The sequence below is a fragment of the Microcoleus sp. D3_18_C2 genome (assembly GCF_036702395.1).
In the GTDB taxonomy this organism is placed as follows: domain Bacteria; phylum Cyanobacteriota; class Cyanobacteriia; order Cyanobacteriales; family Microcoleaceae; genus Microcoleus.
The window spans coordinates 213,165-234,229 of record NZ_JAUBTG010000002.1; the positions used below are offsets into that span (position 1 = coordinate 213,165).

Sequence of the window (21,065 nt, forward strand, 5' to 3'; positions counted from 1 at the left end):
CTTTTTCCTTCTTCCTTCTATCCTTTACATCCGTTATATCCGTTACATCCGTTACATAATCCGTTGCCGAACTTCCTTCCCTTATTAATTACTTCCACCACGGCGATTGCGTAACTTTCGTCCAGCAGCCAGCATAGCGCCTCCCGCCATCAAACCCCCCACAGTCATCGGTTCGGGAACCGGCTCAGGTTGAACCGTCTCCAGAGAACCGCCTTTAATAAATACAGCAGAATCTAAATAGCCATCGCCCACATCTTTAATGCGGATGCTGAGAACATTCGTCTGATTTTGCTTGAGCAAACCCTCAAAACCTAAAACTTTAGTAAAACCGTCGAGCTTAACGATGTTAGCAGCAATACCTGTCCAACTTGGGTTGTCAATATAGTCGGGGTGATCTTTAGAGCGATTATATGGATCGGGAACAAGATTATTAATCGTAACAGTTTTTCCGTCGCTCAATTTTGCCAAATTAGTGCCGTTCAGCAGCAGTTCAAAATTGTCATTATATTTATTAGAACCGCCGAACTCAGGAAACTCCTCAGAAGCAAATACATATTGAAAGAATAACTTTTGAACAGTGCTATTAGCAAAAAAGCTGAGGTTTAGCTGAGTCGTATCCCCTTGTTCACCCTTAGCACCAAAATCCGTGCTTAAATCGCTGTCCTCTGTCGTGAAGTTATCTTTCCGATTCTGACCCGGTATATCGGTGACTCTACCAGTGCTCAGAACAACACCTGATGTCAAACCGAAGGGGTCATTAGTGAAAGTACCAAAAGCAGCAGAATTACCCGTAATTGAAACAGAAAAATTACTCAAGCCGACTGTATTAGCTCCCAATAAATTATTTTTCAAAGTCTCAGTGTTATTCGTTGCCCCTACCGAAAATGCCATGGCTGGCGCTGCCAACAAACTCAGAGCAGTAGTTAATGTAGCTGTTAAGGCAGCATTTTTGTGAGTAATTATCATAAATTTTTCCTAAAAGATACAAACCTGATTCTCTGCACACCTTAATTTTTACATTATATAACTATTAATGTCTAGTAGCTTTACAATAACTTTACATATAAGTAGATTTACGCTTTGTGTGGTTATTTTTTTTTGTAGTTATTGGCAGTTTGTCAGCCTATAAACCTCAGCGCAAAAATACGGAGGCAAAAATACAAGTACACAGACTAATAATTTTATCCCTTACGCACTGGCAACCCAAAAAACCTGGTTTTGATACCGTTGGGACTCTCCAAAATGACTCATGACTAATAGCTAAGGACTCATGACTCATGAAAGATGACTAATAGCTAAGGACTCATGACTCATGAAAGATGACCTCGCCCAAAAAAACCATACAAGCCCCCGATTCCTGTCGTAGAGAGATCAAAATTTTTGACCCTAGTTCAATATCCCAGATTGATCTCTGGAGTAAATCTAAAATCCTTCGACTGAGTGCGACTCGACGGCGCGTCGAAGTCTAAAATCTCTAATCGACTGACTGTTGACTAAAATCCCCTTGCTTCTCCTTCGCCGCGCCGATCGGCAGCCCCTTCCAACCAACCATCCGCAGTCAGGACGATCGCATTGGCATTGCCCCAGCCATCACCTTCGACAATCTGGTGTCCCCGCCGCCGCAACTCCGAAAGCGTCGCAGCCTCAAAACCTCCCCGTTCCACCATCAGGCGATCGGGCAGCCACTGATGGTGAATCCTCGGTGCGGATACAGCCTCACCAACATTCATGTCGTAAACCAACACATTCAGCACAATTTGCAACACCGTAGTAATAATCGTGCTGCCTCCGGGAGCCCCCGCAGCGAGGCGAAATTTGCCATTTTCTGTCACGATGACCGGCGTCATGCTGGATAAAGGAGTTTTCCCAGGGGCGATCGAATTTGCCTCCCCGCCCACCAAACCAAACAAATTCGGCACTCCTGGCGCCGCTGCAAAATCATCCATCTCGTTGTTGAGCAAAATTCCCGTACCTGCAGCCACGACTCCAGCCCCAAAACCGCCATTCACTGTAAACGTCAAAGATACCACATTGCGCTCTTTGTCAACTACCGTGAGGTGGGTAGTTTCGGGAGACTCCCACAGGAGACGGTTCAAAGTTTCAGCGTCAACAGCTTTTACCTCGCTGGAGGGTCTGGCTTTTGACATTTGGATTTGCGATCGTCTCAATTTGGCATAATTGGTGCTAGTTAGAGCTTTGACTGGTACACTCACAAAATCCGGGTCGCCCAAATACTCAGCCCGATCGGCATAAGCAATCCTCATACTCTCCGCCAGCAAGTGCAAAGTATCTGGACTTTGCCTTCCCAACCTCTTGAGATCCGTATCTCCCAGAATATTTAAGATTTGCAACAAATGAACGCCGCCGGAAGAAGGAGGCGACATCGCGCAAATTTCGTAACTGCGAAAGTTGCCACAAACCGGATTTCGCCAAATCGGCGTATAGTTTTTCAAATCTTCGAGAGTGATAATGCCGCCATTTTTAGCCATGTCGGCGGCGATCGCCCGCGCAATGTCCCCGGTATAAAAACTCTGGGGATTTTGTGCAATCTGCCGCAAAGTCCGCGCCAAATCCCGCTGCACCAAAAGCTCACCCGGCTGGTATAAAATGCCACCACGAGTAAAAATCTCCCGCGCCGCCCGGTTTTTTTTGAGCACCTCCTGTCGTCGCCCGGTAGCCGTGGTAAACCGCGAACTTACCGGAAAGCCTTTTTCAGCCAGGGCGATCGCCGGCGCCACCACCTGTGCCCAAGGCAACTTACCATACTCGCGGTGCACCGTATAAAGTCCAGCAACAGTGCCCGGAATACCCGCCGCCAAATGCCCGTCCAGACTTGCCCTTTGGCGCACCTTCCCTTGCTTGTCGAGGTACATATCCCGCGCCGCCCGTTGCGGAGCTCGTTCCCGGAAATCCAGCGCTTGCACAGTCCCCGTTTCGGCCCGCCGCAGGAGCAAAAAACCCCCGCCGCCGATACCCGCCGAAAAAGGCTCCACCACCGAAATCGCCAAAGCAGTAGCAGCCGCCGCATCCACTGCATTACCGCCCTGTTGCAGCAGGGCCAGCCCCGCAGCGCTCGCCAGAGGGTGAGCGGAAACTGCCATCCCCTGTTTGCTGCGCTGCTGCTGCAAGGTTGGCTGTAGCTGTTGCTGGCAGCCACCCAACACCAAGACTGTTAGGCAACAAGTATAAATTCGTACTTTAATCAATAAATTTTGCAACATTTTTTACGGGTGAGGCGAGGGTTTTTTATCAGAAGATTGGGTTTAAAACCCCGTCCTTTTACGACGGCTTTTTCCATTTCCAAGTAAAGTAACACATCCATCTAAACAAATGAATATGGTACAATAAGCCCGGTAAGCTCATCTAATTTGGTATAGAACCCATTTGACATCTTGGAGGGTGCGAGTCGATCGCCCGTTGTCTGTCGATCGCCATAAATATCTCAAATGGGTTCACAAGAACCGCTATTGACAGGATGCTCCTTTATATCTTGCCCTTAAAGTCAATCGATTTTAGATTTTAGATTTTAGATTTTAGATTAAAGAATTGACTTGCGCCAGATAAATGCGGGGGCTTGAGGATTTTCGATTTTGGATTGATTCCACGGATAAATCACGTGGCGGGTACCACATGAAGAAATTCGTGGTCAAGTACAATTTATAGAAGCCATTTGGGATCTTTTCCCTCATCAAGTTATAATAACGCTCTGCGATCGCGGAGGGTGACAAGGGAGCATCTCAATGAAAGCAGACTAGCTATAAATTAGAGTTTTGAGGCCATCTTGCTGCGGGGCAGGAGGAAAAAGTCAGAAGGAAGGAGCCAGAAGAAGTGTTTTTACAAATATTAAGATGCTCCCGAAAGATCGGATGAGTAGTACGAATACTCAACCCCTGCGCTTTAAGATTGATGGCTAACCAACTTGAAAATATCAGTGAGTTGCTTTTCGGTTTTCAGTGCCGAGATAAACCAGTTCAATCCTTCAGGTAACGTCAGCAATTACTCCAATCAGCTTAGTTGATTTTTCCGAAAATTAATTCACCCTGATTAGCAAGGGGGATGCGAGGAGGATCTCGCCCGGAATAAACAGTTTTAACCCAAGCGTAAGCTGTTCGGCATTTAAAAGACGATAGTAGGGTGCCCAGCGTACAGAAGTGTTTCCCTTGTAAGCGTAAGTGTTCACTCCTGACGCACCATACAAACTCGTTAGTGGTTTAAATGCTCCACAGCTTATTGAGTTAAAACCGACTCAAAACTCAAACAGAAAATAAAAGAAAATATCCTCATCAGCCCTCATAGCGAGGACTTCCGCTTTCAGACAGGGATTTTTAACCCCAGGCGGACTCAACCGCATTTGCCAATGATGATTCCGCAAACCGAACCTCCACAGACGGATAACACCCTAATGGAAGCATTAACATCGCCGTTACGTTTCGTTACGATAAGGAGACAGAGAGAAAAACCTCTCCTTCGTAAAATCAGAGGTAGCCATTATGAACGGTACATTTCGCGTCGGCAACCTGTTTGGGATTCCCTTCTTTGTCAACGCATCTTGGTTTTTAGTTCTGGGTTTAGTAACCTGGCAGTACGGCGGCGCATTAGCTGCCCTGTTTCCCACATTGGGCCCCGTAGCGCCCTGGATGCTGGGATTATTCACAGCGTTACTGTTATTTGCTTCCGTCTTAGCCCACGAATTAGGACACAGTTGGGTAGCCATTAAACAGGGAATTGGCGTGAAATCGATTTCGCTATTTCTGTTTGGCGGACTGGCTAATTTAGAAAGAGAATCCAAAACCCCAGCCGAAGCATTTTGGGTAGCCATTGCAGGCCCGTTGGTTAGCTTATTTTTATCCGGTTTGTTAACAGCCATAGGCATCGGTGCTGGACTCACAGGCCCCGCAGCAGCCATCGTGGGACTTTTAGCTTCCATCAACTTAGTTCTAGCCTTATTTAACTTAATTCCCGGTTTGCCCCTCGACGGTGGCAACATCCTCAAAGCAATTGTCTGGAAAATTACTGGCAACCCTTACAAAGGTGTAATTTTTGCTAGCCGCGTCGGTCAAATAATTGGTTGGATTGCCATTGCTACAGGCGTGTTCGGCAATATTTGGAATTTAGTAATCGGTTGGTTCTTACTGCAAAATGCCGGTCAATCGGCCCAATATGCCACAGTCCAAAATCAACTGGCAGGCCTGACAGCCGCAGATGCTGTTACCCCCGAAAGTCCGATCGTCTCCCAAGACTTGTCCCTCAGAGAATTTGCCAACAACTACGTTATCGGTAGCGCTCAAACCTGGCGCAGGTTCCTGGCAACAGATGATGCCGGACAATTGGTAGGGGCGATCGACCTTGATGACCTCAAAACCATTCCTACCGGACGCTGGCCCGAAGTTTTAGTCAAAGAACTCCTGAAGCCGATCGAATTTTCCACCACCGTCAAACCAGAATTATCCCTTCTTGAAGTCGTCACCCTCCTAGAACAACTCAAAGTACAAGAACTCCCCGTCATTCGCGAAAACGGTGTCCTAGTAGGACTTGTAGAAAAAGCTGAAATTGCCCGCCTGTTACAAAGACGAGCCGAAGCGAACCCTGCTTGATATCCTCAGATACTTGACAAATAAGAGTTAACCCCCTCGATTTACCCTTACCAAAAGGGCGATCGGGGGGGTTAACTTTAGCTTCAAAAAAGTCAAGTCAACCACTCAATTATTAGCAGTAAATCAAACATGATTATCATAGTGTATTGAGAGTCTGAACGAACACCTTATGCCATCTCATGACTCTTGTGGCAGCAGCTAAAATAACTGTTCGGGGAGCATCTATGCAGAACAGCTACTTTATAGATAAGGTGGGCTTCGGCGCACTCGAAAGCTCAGCCCCCTATCGCTCAATTTCAGCCATCAAATCTAGTATTTTTTGATAATCAAAATTATATAGATGATTCCTCAGAACTTCCGCAAAAACATCATTATCGCTGCCGATTTCCTCAATAGTTGTGGCAATCAAATCGAAGTCAGCCTCACGGACTGCCTGTTTTAGAGTTCTCGCCCATTCTGGGGAAACTTTCGGCTTGGAGTCCAGCGTAAATATTGCAGCACTATCAGATATTTTTTCTTGTACCATACTTGAACTCGGCGATAAATCCTTGACTTCAACATATTTATTGATGACTTCACCAGCACCCGTTGCGGTAACAACTTGAATATCAAACTTGAAGACAGTCCCTTGTCCCACTTCGCTCTCGACGGTAATGTCGCCCCCCATTAATCTTATGAACTCGCGGCTGATATTTAATCCTAAACCCGTACCTGTTTGAACTTTTTTTTCAGATGCAGTTTGCACCAATAATTCAAATATGCTTTCTAATTTGTCCGGGAAAATACCAACTCCTGTATCTGCTATGGCAAAGGAAATAATGACTGTCTTTTGAGTTTCCACAAAATCAAAAGCTTCGTTCAATATAGGCTTAATTATTTGTTTTTTATTCGGCTCCACAGTAACTGAAACTGAACCGGAAGGGGTAAATTTAACCGCATTATCTAATAAGTTAATTAGCACTTGTCGCAACTTAACATCATCAGTTTGCACGTATTGGGGAACATCGGAAGAGCAGTCAATAATTAATTGCAATCCTTTATTTTTTGCCGGAATTTGAAACATATTTTTCACGTCCCCCAGCAAGCGGTACAAGTCAAAAGTTTTGGCGTTGAGTGTCATGCGGCCAGCTTCTATTTTAGATAAGTCTAAGACTTGATTGATCACTTGGAGCAGGTGTTCTCCGCTGCGGCGAATAATTTTGATATTTTCTTTTTCCGGCAAAGTTAAATTAGTGCTGGGTTCCATTAATTGAGCGAAGCCGAGAATGGCGTTGAGGGGGGTTCGCAATTCGTGGCTCATGTTGGCGAGAAAGAGGCTTTTAGTTTTGTTGGCAGCTTCTGCGGCTTCTTTGGCTTGTTGAAGTTCTTGTTCTGCTTGTTTGCGATCGCTCGTATCAATAATTATGCCGTGCCAGACAATATCTCCATTTTCGCGCAATTCTGGTCGAGAATAACCTTGCAGCCATTTGAGTTTTCCCGATGCTGTCACAATCCGCCACTCGTGGGAAAATAGTTCTAGAACAGTGGCACTTTTGACAATTGCCTCGAAGTGACTGGATCGATCGTCCGGGTGCATTTGTTCGTAGAGTAAAGCAGAGTTGTTCTGGATTTCCTCCGGCTCTAATTCTTGAATCTCTCGGCATCGAGGACTGATATATTCCATCTTGACTGATCCGTCGGGATGCTGCACGAATATGTAAAGTTCTCCCGGAACAGTGTTCGCTAATTTGTGAAACAGAGCTTCGCTTTTTTGCAGGGCTAATTGTGCTTGTTTGCGATCGCCAATATCAATCCCAAATCCAAACAAGAAATCCAGGTTGCCACCTTCGTCGAGCACCGGTGTGCCGTGCCACTCCACTAACAAAGTCCGATCGTCCGAAGTGAGAATGCGATGTTCGTTAACCGTTTGCTCCCGCGCTGTTACGCCCGTAAAAATCGAATGCAATCCGGCTCGATCGCTTGGGGGTACAAATGTCGCTAAGTAATCTTTGCCTGCAACTTCTGTGGCAGTATAGCCCACCGCTTCCAGCATACAGTTATTCGCCAGCAGGATTTTACCCTCAGAGTCGATCGCCACAAAAAAAATCGGAGAATTTTCGATAATCTTTAAGTTAAAGTCGCGCTCTTGACGGATAATTTTTTCAGCTTGCTGGCGCTCCTCAATTTCGAGCTGCAAGCGGGCATTGATCGAGGCTAGCTCGATCGTGCGATCGACTACTTCAATTTCCAGGGTACGGTTGTAGTCAGCCAATATTTGCTCTGCGTGTTTGCGAGCCGTAATATCTTTAAAAACATTAAGAACATAAAGGATATTCCCCCCACCGTCAAACACCGGCAGCGCTCGCACTTCCAAACGAATATTTTTCCCATCCAGGCGAATATCCATATCTTCAGCAATCACCTCGAAGCCACTCAACGCCCGTGCAAACGGCATTTGATCTGCCGGGTAAAGTTGATCGGTTCCTGTTATATAAGTTTGATAAGCTTCTGCTAGCTCTGTTGCGGTAGCATCGGGCATTTCTCCCCTACCCAATATCTGCTCACCCGCCGAATTCATGAAAATAACTGCGCCACCCGGAGTCATCGCCGAGACTCCAACAGGCAAATTTTCTACCAGTTGGGCAAATTTTTCTTCACTTTCTGCCAAAGCTTGAAAAGACTTTTTCAGTTGAGCAGCCATCTCGTTGAAAGACTGGGCTAATTCGCCGACTTCCTCAAGCCTACTGACAGCCACAGCGCGATCGAACTCTCTGGCGGCAATATCTTTAGCTGCTTCATTGAGCCGCAACAGCGGCAGCGTTACCCACCTAGCTGTCAGCACTCCAGCAATTGTCGATAGCAGTAGCGCCGCCCAACAAAGTAAAATTGTAGTGCGCGTATTTTTGTTAATTTGCCCCATGAAATCGGATTCGGGCACTGCGATCGCAATCAGCCAGTTCAAACCGTAAACATCAGAAAACGGCAGCACTTCCACAAAATATTCCTGCCCGTCTCGGCTAAATTGCAATTGCTGTCGCTGCTTAATGTCGCCAAAGCCCCCGAAGTGTTCGTACAAATATTTAGCTGCGGTGCGAATGATAGGAGTTTGGCTGTCTAAAACATTCAGCCGCTGCAGTTGCGGGTTTCCCGACATCTTTCTAAAGGGTGATTCTTGACTTGAACTGGCAATCAGCAAGCCCGATCGTTCGATCGCGAAAATTTGTCCCGTTTTGCTAAGCTTGATGCGATGGAGATATTGCTGAAGCTCCGAGAGCGAAAAGTCTACGGCACAAACTCCCAGCAATTTACCATTTCGATCGCGAATTGGTTGGCTGGCAGCAATAAAAACAGTCCCAGGAGTAAAACCTCGATAAATACTCGTCCAAATCGGTTTATTAGCTGCGACAGCTTCTTTGTACCAGGGGCGGAGACGGGCATCGTAGGTTCCGGGTTCTGCCTTTAATTTAGCGGTGCGAGTGCCGTTGCCGTCTGTAGCGTAGTATATGTTCTGAAAGTTGGTAGACTTGTTCGCCGCGACAATTTGCAAGCTGCGATCAGTGGGGTTGCGCCAAATGCCGAGATATTCTCCTGATTTTTCAGCACCGAAGGAAATCCATTGAATGCTTTTAAAAGATCGCATTTGCTGCCAGAGGAACTTCTCTCCCCGAGGCTGGGGCTTTTCTAACTGTAAGTTTAATTCACCGCGCTCGATCGCCGAGGCGTTAAGTTGATTTACCCACTGGGTAGGTTCGAGAAAAGAAATCAGCTTTTCTTCAACTCTCTTTCCCGTCTCCGCGATCAATTTCTCGGCGAGCTCTTCGACTGCTTTGTCTCCGTTGCGAAAGGACAGATACCCGACAATCCCAACGGCTGCGACGATTTGCAGCACAAAAGAGGCCACTAGAAGGTGACGCAGGGGGATTTTTATTTGGTGTTGAGAAGTTTTGCTCGCGAATCGGGGCAACGGCATAGGCTGGTGACTAATTGCTCCCTAACACTTTAACTGTTCCAGCCTGTAATTTCACTTACGGGCGATCGAGGTGTTTCCTTCCCCTCAAAACCCCTCCCACACAGACACAACTCAGGAGCAAGCACGAGACTTATACAATTTTAGATTTTAGATTTTAGATTTTAGATTAAATAATTAGGGATGGATGAGGGAGCTCGTGCTTTCGAGCTTCGCTACAGTTGCACTCTTTTTTTCCACTGGTTATGATGCACTGTTAGCTGAGAATACCTCCGCCATTTTCTTGCTTTGGTGAGTTTCCGAGCTCAACCAAACCTAATTCTTCCTTCAAACCTCTTCGGTTCATCAATTACATCCGTTAAATCCCGTACACAATCCGTTGCCGAACATCCATCCGTTACATCCGTTACATCCGCTACACAATCCGTTGCCGAACTTCTCTTCAACAGCTACGCGGAAAATCCCCCGCTTGTCCAAACGGATATAGCGAGGGGCGAGAATAGGTATTCTCGCAAAATATAAAGTGGTGGCAGTGGCTTTTGTCGAGCCATTGCCATCTATAGAAGCCATAGTGTTTTAGGCTCGCAGAAAGATTTCAGAGCCAATTCTCTGCTCGCAGTCAATGCTTGAAGTCAAACCAACCTGTTCAAGCAAGAAGTCAAAGCAAGTCGTAAAAGCCTAGGATTCTTCTTCTTCGCGATCGATTTGGCGCAGGTGAATGTGCTTGCGTCCCAGAGAGATTTCAAATTCATCTCCTGGCTGGAGTTCCATCTGTTTGGTGTAGGCAGCTCCAATCAGTAAGTTGCCGTTAGATTGAACGCTAATCCGATAGCTGGCAGAGCGTCCGCCGCGTCCATTGCCGTTTTGCTTCCCGTCTAGCTGAATGCCTTCTGCATCAATCAGCGCATTCAGGAATTTCATCATGTTGACCCGTTCTACGCCGTTCTTAGTAACGGTGTAGTAGCCACAGGCTCTAGCTTTTTCTTCCTTGGTAAGGTTCTCTAGGTCTTTGACCTTTTTGATCAGATCTTCGCCTTCAAGGGGTTCGATATTTTTCTTTTTAGCCATTTACTGAGTCCTGAAATATTCAACTGGTGTACGGATTTTTTCTCGGTAGGTTTTTGGTTTGACCAAGAAACTTTAGCTTTATAGCTGGTCGTAAAACTATATTACACCGATCGGCTCAATTGTTAACCACTATTATCTAAATATTTTTAACAACCTGCAGTCTTTCTTGAGGAGTAGCAGCAGCAGGTGCGAGCAATCTCTAAACTCGGTAGCATAAGCTATCACCTATCAGCTAGCTGAATATTTGCCCCGCTCTTAAAATCCCATGAAGTTAACCACACGCGGACACTACAGTGTCAAAGCATTACTGGATCTAAGTTTGCAACCTCGCTTCGGCCCGACATCGGTGAAATCGATAGCGAAGCGACAGGAGTTACCGGCTCCTTATCTAGAAAAATTGCTGATTGAAATGCGACGAGCCGGTTTAGTCCAATCTGTTCGGGGTGCCCAAGGTGGATATCAATTAGCCCGTATGCCCGCTCAAATCTCTTTAGGACAAATCTTAGAGGCTGTAGGTGAAACTATTGAACCTTTACCTCGACATTTTCCCGACGCGACGCAAGCAGAGGACTGGGTAACATTCAGTTTGTGGAACCGATTGCACAAAAAACTTGCCGAAGCGCTGTACAGTATTTCCCTCGAAGACTTATACTATGATGTCCGCAGTTGGCAAGCGGCTCTTGGGGAAGAAACTAGCTTTATCATTTAAATGGTAAGTTCATTCATTCGATCGCAAGCTTGCACACATGGACGCAACACTTGTTACTTACTTTGGTGGCACACGCTGCGGAGCTGTCCGCTTCCGTGTAGCCGTTGACAAACACGAAGCATCTGATTGCAACTGCTCTATCTGTCAAAAGAAGGGATTTTTGCATCTCATTGTGCCGCCGGAACGTTTTACCTTGCTCAGTGGCGAAGATGTTTTGACAACCTATACATTTAATACAGGAACTGCTCAACATACTTTCTGCCGAATTTGCGGCATTCACTCGTTCTATCGCCCCCGATCGCATCCCGATCATTTCGATGTCAACGTCCGCTGTCTTGACGACGATGCCATCAAACACTTTGAGATTCTACCGTTTGACGGTGTTAATTGGGAGGAGAACGTACACTTGCTGGGCGACTACAGTAATCTCAGCAGTTAGAGCAACCACGCCTGATGATGATGAGGTTTTGAATTGCTCAAACCCTTGCCTTTATTGCTTCTTCCTTCTTTCTTCTACTATAAAATCGCCCCTCAAAAAATCAAAGTCCGCAAGGGTAGCAGGAGTTAAAATCTGCTCTCTGGGGCGATAACTCCTGCTGTGACAATGAAGGAAGATGGTTCGGCCCCCCGGATTCATCCGTGGAGCGAGAAAAAAGATCCTCGCTCCCCATCGCCAGTCCCCGGATCGATCGGTGGAGTCGCTTTCTTCAATTCTAAAATCTAAAATCTAAAATCTAAAATCTAAAATGGATTGACGGACTATCAAGTTTGACACAATATATAATGATGCCGGATGAATTTCCTGTTTTGATTTTAGCTGCGGTGTTGGATTATTCGATCGGCGATCCTTGGGGTTGGCCGCATCCCGTGCAGGCGATGGGTTGGGCGATCGACCGTTATACTCGACTTGTCTTTAATATATGGAATAATCCCGCAGGCAAAATGCCTGAAGCCGGGGATAGTCCCGCTGGCGATCAGCACAAACTGCTGCTGCGAGGTGCTGGTACAATACTAGCGATCGGGCTGATTGTAGGCAGTTATACTGTCAGTTGGTCGATCGTCCAAGCTGCTAGTTGGGTGCATCCTCTTTTAGGTATTGCCATACAGACCATTTTGCTGGCAAGCTGTTTTGCAGGTCGCAGTTTGAGGGCGGCAGCAGAGGATGTGCTAGCACCTTTAAATGTTGGAGATTTAGTCAAGGCGCGAGAAAGGTTGAGCCTTTACGTCGGCCGGGATACCGAAAACTTATCCGAGCCAGAAATTCTGCGAGCATTGTTAGAAACTGTAACAGAGAATGCAGTCGATGGCGTGACAGCACCGCTATTTTATGCCTTACTTGGGTTCGCTCTGCCACATCTATTATTAAGTGTTACCGGTGCGCCGATCGATCCTAACTCGATGTGGGCGAGTGCTATAGTCCCCTTGGCGATCGCTTACAAAGCAGCCAGCACATTAGATTCTACGATCGGCTACAAAGAAGCGCCATACACTGATTTAGGATGGTTTAGCGCCAAACTAGAAGACGTGCTGACGTGGATTCCTTGCCGGCTAACAGTGATTACTTTAGCCGTTATATCTGGCAAACCGATTTACATTTGGCAAATTTGTCAGAGAGATGCTGTTAAAGATGCCAGCCCCAATTCCGGTTGGAGCGAGTGCGTTTACGCCGCCATCTTGGGAGTGCAACTAGGAGGTACTAATTCCTATCGCGGAGTTCTCAAACACAAACCGCTGTTAGGCGAGCCGGTTCACCCGATCGCAGCGCCGCTAATTTGCCAAGCATTGCAATTAACTCGGTATTGCTTTCTGATTTGGTTGGGACTATCATTGCTTTTTTATACCTTATTATGTTTGAGCCGCTAACTGCTGACTGCACCCGACCACAGATACCAGCTCTCAGCAGGAGTCTGGGAGAGCAAAAAAGTTTTGACGTTAGTAGTTCCCACCCCAGATTCATCTATCAAGTCAATCTAAAATCTCAAAGCTCAAATCCCAAATCGTTCCACTCCCAGATTCATAGACGAGCAATTGCACAAATCTTTGATTGATACATAAACCGCAGATAATGGCAGATACACACAGATAAACGCAGATAATTTGCGAGGGAGAGCGAATGAATGCAAGATGTCTCATTTGTCAAGTCAGTCTAAAATCTCAAATCTCAAATCTCAAATCTCAAATTGTTCGATATGCCAACAGCCAACAATTAGCTCGCAGCAACCCATGACTAAAATTATCCAAATTTTATCCCCTGATGAAGTGAGGCGCACTCTCACCCGCGTCGCTTCCCAGATTGTCGAAAAATCAGGGAATCCCTCGGAGTTAGTGCTGTTGGGCATTCATAGTAGAGGAGTGCCTTTAGCTCAAATTTTGGCAGATCAAATTGAAGTCCTCGAACAAGTCAAAGTATCCGTGGGCGCTTTGGATATTACCTTTTATCGAGATGACTTGGATCGAGTTGCGATGCGGACACCGGCTAAAACAGAAATTCCTTTCGATTTGACGGGCAAAACCGTGGTGTTGGTAGATGACGTTATATATAAAGGCAGAACGAGTCGAGCGGCTTTGAATGCGGTAAACGATTACGGGCGGCCGGAGAAAATTTGGTTAGCGGTATTAGTCGATCGCGGCCACCGAGAAGTACCGATTCAGCCGGATTTTACGGGTAAAAAGTTGCCGACTGCAAAGGAAGAACAAGTTAAGGTTTACGTTCAAGATATCGACGGGCGCGACGGAGTGGAGTTAATTAAGGGATAATACGATTTTAGATTTTAGATTTTAGATTTTAGATTGGGCACAAATGACTGTTAAACAATGTCCAGCTAAATAAACTACTTAGGGTGCGCTGTAAGTAGCGCGTCAAGCCACTTTTTGCGTCCATCACCGAGCAAAATACTTCGTTTCCGCCCGCTGACAACGTAAAAAACCCGGTTTCTACCAGAATAGGGGCTTTTGGGTAAGCAATCCTCTAGGAAGAAACGGGGTTTTTCGGGCGCTGAGCGTCCTAAGTTATTAAAAATCGGCAGTGCAGGAGTTGAACCTGCCTGGGGCGAATTATGAGTTCGCTGCCTAAACCGCTCGGCCAACTGCCGTTAAATCGATTTCTTCGACCTAACTCAAAATGAATTATAACATAATTTCTCAGTCCGTGCTAGAACTAGAGAACAAAAATCAAAATCTTTAGAGCGGCTGAGTCCCGATCGCCTGTTAGCCAATCTTAGGCAAGCCGATCGACCGGACAAAGCAGTTTCTAGGACTCGGCATAAACTTATAGGCAATGGCAGTGAATTCGACGGTAGTGCTGACTCTAATTCTGCTCGCTCTCATGTTTGGAGCAGGCGTGACGAGTTCTGTTTGGGGATTTACTATAGGTCGCGAAGCCTTGCAAGGAACGACTCAACCCGATGTTCGTCCCAGCAACAATGCTGGCAGCGGCAAGCCTGGAAAGACCGCTAGCAAAGACCAAGTGAGCATTTTGAAAGAAAAAGACATTCTCACAACCGTCAAAGCACGGGTAGAAGGTCGCGATCCCGAAAAAACGGCCGGGGCAAATACTAAAACAGAGAAGGCAAGCTCTAAAGCAGCCGCGGCCAAAAAACCGGCGGCACAAAATGCCAGCGCCAAGTTTCCCCTGAACAGTCGCGACGGGGGAATAACTCTGGAAGTGAGCGCGTCCAGTCAGCGCAACAATTCCATGCTGCTAGACGTGAGCATGAAAAATGAAGGCTCCCAAGCTGTGAGGTTTCTCTACAGTTTCTTGAACGTCACTGACGATCGTGGCCGGGCCCTGAGCGCGACTGCCGAGGATTTGCCGTCGGAACTGCCCCCCAACGGGCAGGTGTTTTACGGTACGGTGAGTATTCCCACAGCTTTGCTAGAAAATGCTAAGGAAGTTTCGTTGACGCTGACAGATTATCCAGGTCAAAAACTTCAGTTGCAAATATCTGGCATTCCAGTGGCGAAGTAATATAAAAGAAGACCAAACCTGCAGAGGGATTCTCAGGTTTGATCGAGAAAGTTTTTTTAGGGAGCATTGTGTCACTTTTAGGGGCGAGAGTGCAGGAGATATCTGATTTACCCGCGATGAGTTTGACAGAGGTGCTGTCGCGGTTGCTGTCAGTGCTGTTGCTGATTGCGATTAATGCTTTTTTTGTGGCGGCTGAGTTTTCGATGGTGACGGTACGCCGATCGCGCATCAATCAGTTAGTGGACGCTGGCGACGTTGCAGCTTTAACTGTGCAATCTTTGCAGCAAAGTATTGAGCGATTGCTCTCAACAATGCAGTTGGGAATCACTCTTTCTAGTTTAGCTCTCGGCTGGATTGGGGAAAGTACGATCGCCGTGCTAGTGAGAATGTCGATCGGCTATTTGCCACTGCCAATTTACATCAAGTCGGCGATCGCCCATTCTTTTAGCATATCAATAGTAACTTTTTTGTTGCTAGCTTACCTGCAAATCGTACTGGGCGAACTCTTTCCCAAATCTGTAGCCTTACTGTATTCCGAACAGTTAGCCAGAAGTTTAGGGCCTCCGAGTTTATTGATTGCCCGTTTGTTCAAGCCCTTTGTGTCGTTTCTCAATCAATCTACTCGATCGCTCTTGCGGTTTGCGGGCATCGAATACGATCTAAGGCATCGACCGGTTACTCCCGAAGAACTGCAATTAATTATCGCTACTTCCAGCGAATCCAGCGGCTTGGAAGCAGAAAAGCGAGAATTGCTCAACAACGTGTTTGAATTTGGCGAAGTTTGGGTAGAAGAAGTAATGGTGCCGAGGCCTAGCATTGTCGCACTTCCCAAGACGGCCACATTTCAAAATTTGCTCGACGAAATGGCGATTTCTAACCATTCCCGCTATCCCGTGACGGGAGATTCTTTAGACGACATTATCGGCATTATTGGCTTCAAACAACTTGCGAAACCCCTAGCTGAAGGTTTGCTATCTCCCGACACGCCAATTTTAAATTGGATGGGTTCGGTGAGGTTTGTACCGGAGATGATGCTGCTGGGGGAACTGCTGCCTTTGATGCAGAGTTCGTCGGAAGAAATTGCGATCGTAGTCGATGAATTTGGCGGCATTTCCGGGTTAGTGACACTGCGCGATTTGATAGCCGAAATTATCGGCCGCAGCTACGAGTCACCCGACAGTAAAGAAATTGCTTTGCAAGTATTGGACGATCGCACTTATTTAGTGCAAGCGCAGTTAAATTTAGATGATGTGAATCAAATATTGAATTTGGATTTGCCAGTAACTGACGAATATCAGACAATCGGAGGTTTTCTGAGCTATCAGTTGCAAAGAATGCCGGCTGTGGGGGAAGTTTGGCGCGGCGACAACGTAGAACTTACGGTTGTTTCTGTGTGCGGGCCGCGGTTGGATCAACTTCAAATTCACTTGTTGGAAGGGGCTGCGGGCGATCGAACTTTAGATGGAATTGCAGCAGCGGATGAGGAAGTTGTGGGGAAAGGGCGAAAGAATAGCGGGGTGAGTAGTGTGGCGAAATTTTCTAGTTGAGAATATTTTAGCGAATACCTAGATAATCTACTCGCTCGAAGTCGCTGCGTACTAAATCATCTAACGTCGGGCCTTTGGGGCGTAAATTAATGCGATCGCCAACCTTCACATTTTCGTAATATGCGTAGGGAATATAGATATCTTGCTCCTCCATAAAAGCGTAAGTAAAGCGAAAGGCACTGTCAATGTCCTCAGCTTTAACCTCACGAAAGTCAGAGAGGAATAGGAGATCCATTTCTTCCTCAAAGTACAGCATCTCCGCAAATGCACCTCTGTCGTAGCAGTTATAACCAATGTAACCGCAAGTGTCGCTGCATTTGTAGTAGATGGCGCGAGTGGATGGGAAGCTGGAAAGAGTGATCGCATCTCCTTCTCCAAATACAAGGGAACCGGGATGATGATTCAGTTGCTCAACGATCGTCCAAGGGTGTCCTCGGAACTGAAATACAATATAGCTTTCGGCGGTAATTTCGATTTCGCGATCGTAGATATCCCGTTCCCAGACATCCGCGCGTCTCGCCCTACTAAGCTTTTGCGCCACTGACTCAATAGGAGCGCGAACGAGAAGTAGATTTTGGTTTCTGTCAATTGTTTCAATACCTCGGCGCTCTTCAATAGACATAATTTTTAGCTTGTAAAAAACAATCAATAATTAGTCTACCTCTTTTTCAGACTCTAGCGAATGCTCAGGAACAACCAGGGTGCTTTATAATTGATTCATCAGGTCAAGTAAATAGACTCGATCCTTTATGCAAGCGAGATGAACAGCAGAAATTAAAGAATGCCATGAAAGCTCAAGAACTTTATCAACAAGGATTTGACCTCGGTCGCAAAGGACAGTATAAGGAAGCAGTTGAAGCTTTTACTCAAGCAATTAATCTCAATCCTGATTTTGTAGAAGCTTATATTTACCGTGCTTATGCTCGGACTGGAACTGGAGACCAACATGGGGGAGTTAAAGATTTTCAGAAAGCTATGGATATCTACAGGGCTAGAGGACGATCAGACATAGCTGATCAGCTTTTAGTCCCATTGAATACGCTGCAAAATGAAATTAAGGATGAACAGGAAGACCAGGGTCAACCGGAAGTTGAGGATGAGCCGGAAGACAAATAAGCAGCCTACTGATTCAAAATAAATTAAGGAATGCGATGGAAGCTAAAGAACTTTATGAACAAGGATTTGACCTCGGTCGCAAAGGACAGTATAAGGAAGCTGCTGAAGCTTTTACTAAAGCAATTAATCTTAATCCGGATTTTGTAGAAGCTTATATTATCCGTGCTCGTATGCGAGCTGTAATTGGAGAAAAACAGGGGGGAGTAGAAGATTTTCAGAAAGCGATAGATATCTACAGGGCTAGAGGACAATCGCAAATAGCTGATATGCTTTTAGTCCCATTGAATTCGCTGCAAAATGAAATTACGTTCGGACAGGAAGACGAGAGTCAACTGGAAGTTGAGGATGAGCCGGAAGGTAAATAAGCACTCGGATGATTCAAAACTAACTAAGAATCAATTTTAAAAATTTTAGTCATGCACGACTTACCCATCAAAACCCAAGAAACCGGGTCTTTGGCAGTTTCTGCCATCTGTAACATATTCTTGCGAAAAAACCCGGTTTCTGACCAGGAATTTCTTGATGGTACAAGCCCCCGGATTTATCCGTGGAATCAATCCAAAATCGAAAATCTAAAATCCTCAAGCCCCCGCATTTATCCGTGGGGTCAATCTAAAATCTAAAATCTAAAATCTCAAATCGATTGACCACCCGCTGCGATGCTTAGAAACCGGGTTTTTTACCGTTTCGGCGGGCGAAGCGAAGAGACTCGAAAAAACCCGGTTTCTGGGCCGTCGTGCGTAAGTCATCTTTAAGCGTAAGGCACCGGATCTTTCAATCCCAATTCCTCAAAAGCAGCCAGCCGCAACCGACAAGAATCGCAAACGCCACAGGCATTTTCCCCGCCTGCATAGCAAGACCAAGTTTGCTCCCAAGGTACTCCTAATTTGTTGCCTAATTGAATAATTTCGGTTTTTTTAAGTTCGATCAAAGGTGTTACAATATTAATAGCTTCTCCTTCTCTTCCCTGCTTTGTTCCTAACCGAAATACTTCCTGCATGGCTTGAATGTAATCGAGGCGGCAGTCGGGATAGCCGGAATAATCTAAAGCGTTGACGCCGATGTAAATACGATCGGCTTGTAGAGTTTCTGCGTAGGCGAGGGCAAAACTGAGAAAGATCGTATTTCTAGCTGGAACGTAGGTAGTGGGGATGTTTTGAGACATTTCTCCAAGAGTGCGATCGCGAGGCAATTCCATCTCATTATCCGTCAAAGCGGAACCGCCCCACAGTGTTAAGTCAAAGTTTACTATCTGATGTGCCTTAACCGCTGCCGAAAGTGCGATCGCCCTTGCTGATTCCAACTCCCGCCGATGTCTTTGCTTGTAGTCAAAGGAAATAGCATAACACTCGCAGCCGTCGGCTTTGGCTTGATACAAAACTGTTGAGGAATCTAGCCCTCCCGACAATAAAATAACTGCTTTCACTTAAAACATCCTCACTCGAATTAGCTTTTATATTTATATCAAAATAGTTGCAAATTGACAATATACCAAGGCTAAATGATTTTTGAAACCTACATATTACACGATTGTCAAGAACGGGCTCTCCGGCCCGTTCCACAAAACTCAATTAACTGCTTTCCCGGCTCTGCCTAGTAACGAGTAGAAAGAAAATTCATCTTTTGTGGAACAGGCCGGAGAGCCTGTTCTTGATATTCGTACAAAATGTCAGATTTCAGTTGCTAATAAATCATCGAGTTCCCGGTAATCGGGCAAAGTTGTATCAATTTCTTTACCCTGCCGCAAGACTGTACGATCGCCCTGCGCTCTAGATAACAATTCGCTGAAATTCCGCGCCTTAAACAAAATCAAATCTGCTGGTAAACCAACTGCAATTCGTCCTAACTTCGGCAATCCCATTAAATCTGCAGGAGTCTTTGTCACTGTACAGGGCCAGTCTCCATAGGGCCTATCTAAATGAGCGATGCGGACTGCCATATTAAAGACTTCCAAAACATCATGATCGCCAAATCCGTAAAACGGATCGCGACAATTGTCGCTAGCAACTGCAACGGGAATTCCGGCTGCTTTGAGTTCGTGCAGCAGTGTCACTCCTCGCCAGCGAGGTGTACGCTGAGATTCTCGGTCTTGCAGGTAAAGGTTGCACATCGGCAAGCTGACAATGCCAATATTTGCTTCCTTGACTAATGCGATAGTTTCTGTTACTAAATCTGGCGGTTGTACAGCTAAACTACAGCAGTGTCCGCAGATGATTTGACCGGAAAATTGATGGCGGATGGCGGTTTTTGCGACTTCCCGCAGTGTTACTGAATCTGGATCGTCGTTTTCGTCGGTGTGGAAGTCGAGGTTTAAATTTCGTTCTTTGGCTAAGGCAAAAACTCGATCGAGTTGTTTGTCTAAGTCGGGGTTGATATAGGCGACTCCGCCGAGAATGCCGCCGGTTTGGGCCATGCGATCGGCTAATTTTTCGCCGGCTGGTGTCAGGAAATAGTCGAGGGAAACCAGGGAAACTGCTTGCAAGATCAGCCGATCGCCCCATTCGGCTTGCAGCGCTTCAAATACTCCCCAACTAACGGTTCCCTGTTTGCCCGCGCTGTCAATGTGAGTGCGGATAGCCTTGGTTCCGTGGGCGTAGCTGCATTTGAGGCCGAACTCCATTCGCCGGTAAACATCGTCTGCATTCCAGTTTTTTTGAGCGTCAGCGCCTACCGCTTCGATCGCGCTGGCAAAAGTTCCATCGGGATTGGGCGATCGTTCCCAAATGTGGCCTTTGTCTAAATGGGTGTGCATATCCACAAAACAAGGCCAAACTAAGCCGCGGTGCAAATCTACAACTGGGATATCTCCAGAGGAGGATACAGGTTTTCTACCTACTGGGATAATTTGGGCGATCGTCCCTGCTGCAATTTCCAAATCCACCAAACAAAAATTGTTCTCACTCCCCGTTGTGGCGACAGTAGAAGCTGACGGGGCGATCGATTTCATCTCTAGAAGAGACGTGGGTACGCGACCATTTTTGAGCAAATAATTAGATGTACTTGGCAACATTAATTTTGTGAGTTAGTATTTTTGTAAGAATTTAGCCCAACCGCAAAAACGCTACCGACAATCATTGTCTGTTGAGCGTCGGTTGTCTTATAGGTAACAAATGCTACC

At 46.3% G+C, this 21,065-nt stretch carries 17 protein-coding genes and 1 tRNA gene; 9 read left to right on the forward strand and 9 right to left on the reverse strand.

All coding sequences use genetic code 11. The features are described 5' to 3' along the window. Positions 1 to 84: 84 nt before the first annotated feature. Together QUA88_RS02275 and ggt are read right to left on the reverse strand one after the other, a co-directional pair. Positions 85 to 966, reverse strand: a complete 882-nt coding sequence (locus tag QUA88_RS02275) for a choice-of-anchor L family PEP-CTERM protein (protein ID WP_333055039.1) — start codon at positions 964 to 966, stop codon at positions 85 to 87. Between the two features lie 527 nt (positions 967 to 1,493). Beyond that, a complete protein-coding gene (ggt, locus tag QUA88_RS02280; protein WP_333055038.1) occupies positions 1,494 to 3,221 on the reverse strand; it encodes a gamma-glutamyltransferase in 1,728 nt (575 codons plus the stop codon). A 1,269-nt stretch (positions 3,222 to 4,490) separates the two neighbouring features. Between ggt and QUA88_RS02285 the strand changes: the two genes are divergently transcribed. Beyond that, positions 4,491 to 5,594 (forward strand): site-2 protease family protein, encoded by a 1,104-nt coding sequence (locus tag QUA88_RS02285; RefSeq protein WP_333208807.1) that lies wholly within the window; start codon positions 4,491 to 4,493, stop codon positions 5,592 to 5,594. Between the two features lie 283 nt (positions 5,595 to 5,877). Here the strand turns inward: QUA88_RS02285 and QUA88_RS02290 are convergent, their stop codons facing one another. The 3 genes from QUA88_RS02290 to QUA88_RS02300 all read right to left on the reverse strand — a co-directional run bounded on the left by QUA88_RS02290 (position 5,878) and on the right by QUA88_RS02300 (position 10,608). Further along, positions 5,878 to 9,462: a PAS domain S-box protein gene (locus QUA88_RS02290; RefSeq protein WP_333270003.1), complete on the reverse strand. Its 3,585-nt coding sequence runs from the start codon at positions 9,460 to 9,462 to the stop codon at positions 5,878 to 5,880. Between the two features lie 423 nt (positions 9,463 to 9,885). Continuing rightward, positions 9,886 to 10,110 (reverse strand): hypothetical protein, encoded by a 225-nt coding sequence (locus QUA88_RS02295; protein ID WP_333055032.1) that lies wholly within the window; start codon positions 10,108 to 10,110, stop codon positions 9,886 to 9,888. 108 nt (positions 10,111 to 10,218) lie between these two features. Beyond that, positions 10,219 to 10,608, reverse strand: coding sequence for an AbrB family transcriptional regulator (locus QUA88_RS02300; RefSeq protein WP_015179394.1), 390 nt, complete (start codon positions 10,606 to 10,608; stop codon positions 10,219 to 10,221). Between the two features lie 265 nt (positions 10,609 to 10,873). Between QUA88_RS02300 and QUA88_RS02305 the strand changes: the two genes are divergently transcribed. The 4 genes from QUA88_RS02305 (at position 10,874) to pyrR (ending at position 14,074) form a co-directional block, all read left to right on the forward strand. Further along, positions 10,874 to 11,317, forward strand: a complete 444-nt coding sequence (locus tag QUA88_RS02305) for an RrF2 family transcriptional regulator (protein ID WP_333055030.1) — start codon at positions 10,874 to 10,876, stop codon at positions 11,315 to 11,317. A gap of 37 nt (positions 11,318 to 11,354) precedes the next feature. After that, positions 11,355 to 11,756: a GFA family protein gene (locus QUA88_RS02310; protein WP_333231881.1), complete on the forward strand. Its 402-nt coding sequence runs from the start codon at positions 11,355 to 11,357 to the stop codon at positions 11,754 to 11,756. Positions 11,757 to 12,100: 344 nt separating this feature from the next. After that, positions 12,101 to 13,180, forward strand: coding sequence for an adenosylcobinamide-phosphate synthase CbiB (gene cbiB, locus QUA88_RS02315; RefSeq protein ID WP_333270083.1), 1,080 nt, complete (start codon positions 12,101 to 12,103; stop codon positions 13,178 to 13,180). Between the two features lie 360 nt (positions 13,181 to 13,540). After that, the gene (gene pyrR, locus QUA88_RS02320) at positions 13,541 to 14,074 is read left to right on the forward strand and encodes a bifunctional pyr operon transcriptional regulator/uracil phosphoribosyltransferase PyrR (RefSeq protein WP_333055026.1); all 534 of its coding nucleotides are present in this window, start codon (positions 13,541 to 13,543) and stop codon (positions 14,072 to 14,074) included. A 262-nt stretch (positions 14,075 to 14,336) separates the two neighbouring features. On the opposite strand, the gene QUA88_RS02325 is transcribed toward pyrR, so the two are convergent. Beyond that, positions 14,337 to 14,409, reverse strand: a tRNA-Ile gene (locus QUA88_RS02325). 185 nt (positions 14,410 to 14,594) lie between these two features. Here QUA88_RS02325 and QUA88_RS02330 point away from each other — a divergent pair. Then, entirely contained in the window at positions 14,595 to 15,284 is a 690-nt protein-coding gene (locus QUA88_RS02330) for a hypothetical protein (RefSeq protein ID WP_333055025.1), read from the forward strand. A 68-nt stretch (positions 15,285 to 15,352) separates the two neighbouring features. Next, positions 15,353 to 16,831, forward strand: a complete 1,479-nt coding sequence (locus QUA88_RS02335; protein WP_333270008.1) for a hemolysin family protein — start codon at positions 15,353 to 15,355, stop codon at positions 16,829 to 16,831. A gap of 7 nt (positions 16,832 to 16,838) precedes the next feature. Here QUA88_RS02335 and QUA88_RS02340 read toward each other — a convergent pair whose 3' ends face one another. Further along, positions 16,839 to 17,453, reverse strand: a complete 615-nt coding sequence (locus tag QUA88_RS02340) for a hypothetical protein (protein ID WP_333261787.1) — start codon at positions 17,451 to 17,453, stop codon at positions 16,839 to 16,841. Positions 17,454 to 17,617: 164 nt separating this feature from the next. On the opposite strand from QUA88_RS02340, the gene QUA88_RS02345 reads away from it, so the two are divergent. Both QUA88_RS02345 and QUA88_RS02350 read left to right on the forward strand, forming a co-directional pair. Next, the gene (locus QUA88_RS02345) at positions 17,618 to 17,947 is read left to right on the forward strand and encodes a tetratricopeptide repeat protein (RefSeq protein WP_333147054.1); all 330 of its coding nucleotides are present in this window, start codon (positions 17,618 to 17,620) and stop codon (positions 17,945 to 17,947) included. Between the two features lie 35 nt (positions 17,948 to 17,982). Then, positions 17,983 to 18,312, forward strand: a complete 330-nt coding sequence (locus QUA88_RS02350; protein WP_333208794.1) for a tetratricopeptide repeat protein — start codon at positions 17,983 to 17,985, stop codon at positions 18,310 to 18,312. Between the two features lie 386 nt (positions 18,313 to 18,698). Here QUA88_RS02350 and queC read toward each other — a convergent pair whose 3' ends face one another. Further along, positions 18,699 to 19,373 carry a 7-cyano-7-deazaguanine synthase QueC gene (queC, locus tag QUA88_RS02355; protein ID WP_333270012.1) on the reverse strand — a complete coding sequence of 225 codons (675 nt, stop codon included), beginning with the start codon at positions 19,371 to 19,373 and terminating at the stop codon, positions 18,699 to 18,701. 243 nt (positions 19,374 to 19,616) lie between these two features. Continuing rightward, positions 19,617 to 20,957, reverse strand: coding sequence for a cytosine deaminase (locus QUA88_RS02360; protein WP_333270015.1), 1,341 nt, complete (start codon positions 20,955 to 20,957; stop codon positions 19,617 to 19,619). Positions 20,958 to 21,065: the final 108 nt, after the last annotated feature.

Excerpts from the sequence above, each read along its gene's own strand:
- QUA88_RS02300 (WP_015179394.1), bottom strand. The coding sequence starts at position 10,608 with ATGGCTAAAAAGAAAAATATCGAACCCCTTGAAGGCGAAGATCTGATC.
- QUA88_RS02275 (WP_333055039.1), bottom strand. The coding sequence starts at position 966 with ATGATAATTACTCACAAAAATGCTGCCTTAACAGCTACATTAACTACT.
- pyrR (WP_333055026.1), top strand. The coding sequence starts at position 13,541 with ATGACTAAAATTATCCAAATTTTATCCCCTGATGAAGTGAGGCGCACT.
- QUA88_RS02360 (WP_333270015.1), bottom strand. The coding sequence starts at position 20,957 with ATGTTGCCAAGTACATCTAATTATTTGCTCAAAAATGGTCGCGTACCC.
- cbiB (WP_333270083.1), top strand. The coding sequence starts at position 12,101 with ATGATGCCGGATGAATTTCCTGTTTTGATTTTAGCTGCGGTGTTGGAT.
- QUA88_RS02310 (WP_333231881.1), top strand. The coding sequence starts at position 11,355 with ATGGACGCAACACTTGTTACTTACTTTGGTGGCACACGCTGCGGAGCT.
- QUA88_RS02295 (WP_333055032.1), bottom strand. The coding sequence starts at position 10,110 with ATGGCTTCTATAGATGGCAATGGCTCGACAAAAGCCACTGCCACCACT.
- QUA88_RS02340 (WP_333261787.1), bottom strand. The coding sequence starts at position 17,453 with ATGTCTATTGAAGAGCGCCGAGGTATTGAAACAATTGACAGAAACCAA.
- QUA88_RS02285 (WP_333208807.1), top strand. The coding sequence starts at position 4,491 with ATGAACGGTACATTTCGCGTCGGCAACCTGTTTGGGATTCCCTTCTTT.
- QUA88_RS02350 (WP_333208794.1), top strand. The coding sequence starts at position 17,983 with ATGGAAGCTAAAGAACTTTATGAACAAGGATTTGACCTCGGTCGCAAA.
- QUA88_RS02345 (WP_333147054.1), top strand. The coding sequence starts at position 17,618 with ATGAAAGCTCAAGAACTTTATCAACAAGGATTTGACCTCGGTCGCAAA.
- QUA88_RS02305 (WP_333055030.1), top strand. The coding sequence starts at position 10,874 with ATGAAGTTAACCACACGCGGACACTACAGTGTCAAAGCATTACTGGAT.
- ggt (WP_333055038.1), bottom strand. The coding sequence starts at position 3,221 with ATGTTGCAAAATTTATTGATTAAAGTACGAATTTATACTTGTTGCCTA.
- QUA88_RS02330 (WP_333055025.1), top strand. The coding sequence starts at position 14,595 with ATGGCAGTGAATTCGACGGTAGTGCTGACTCTAATTCTGCTCGCTCTC.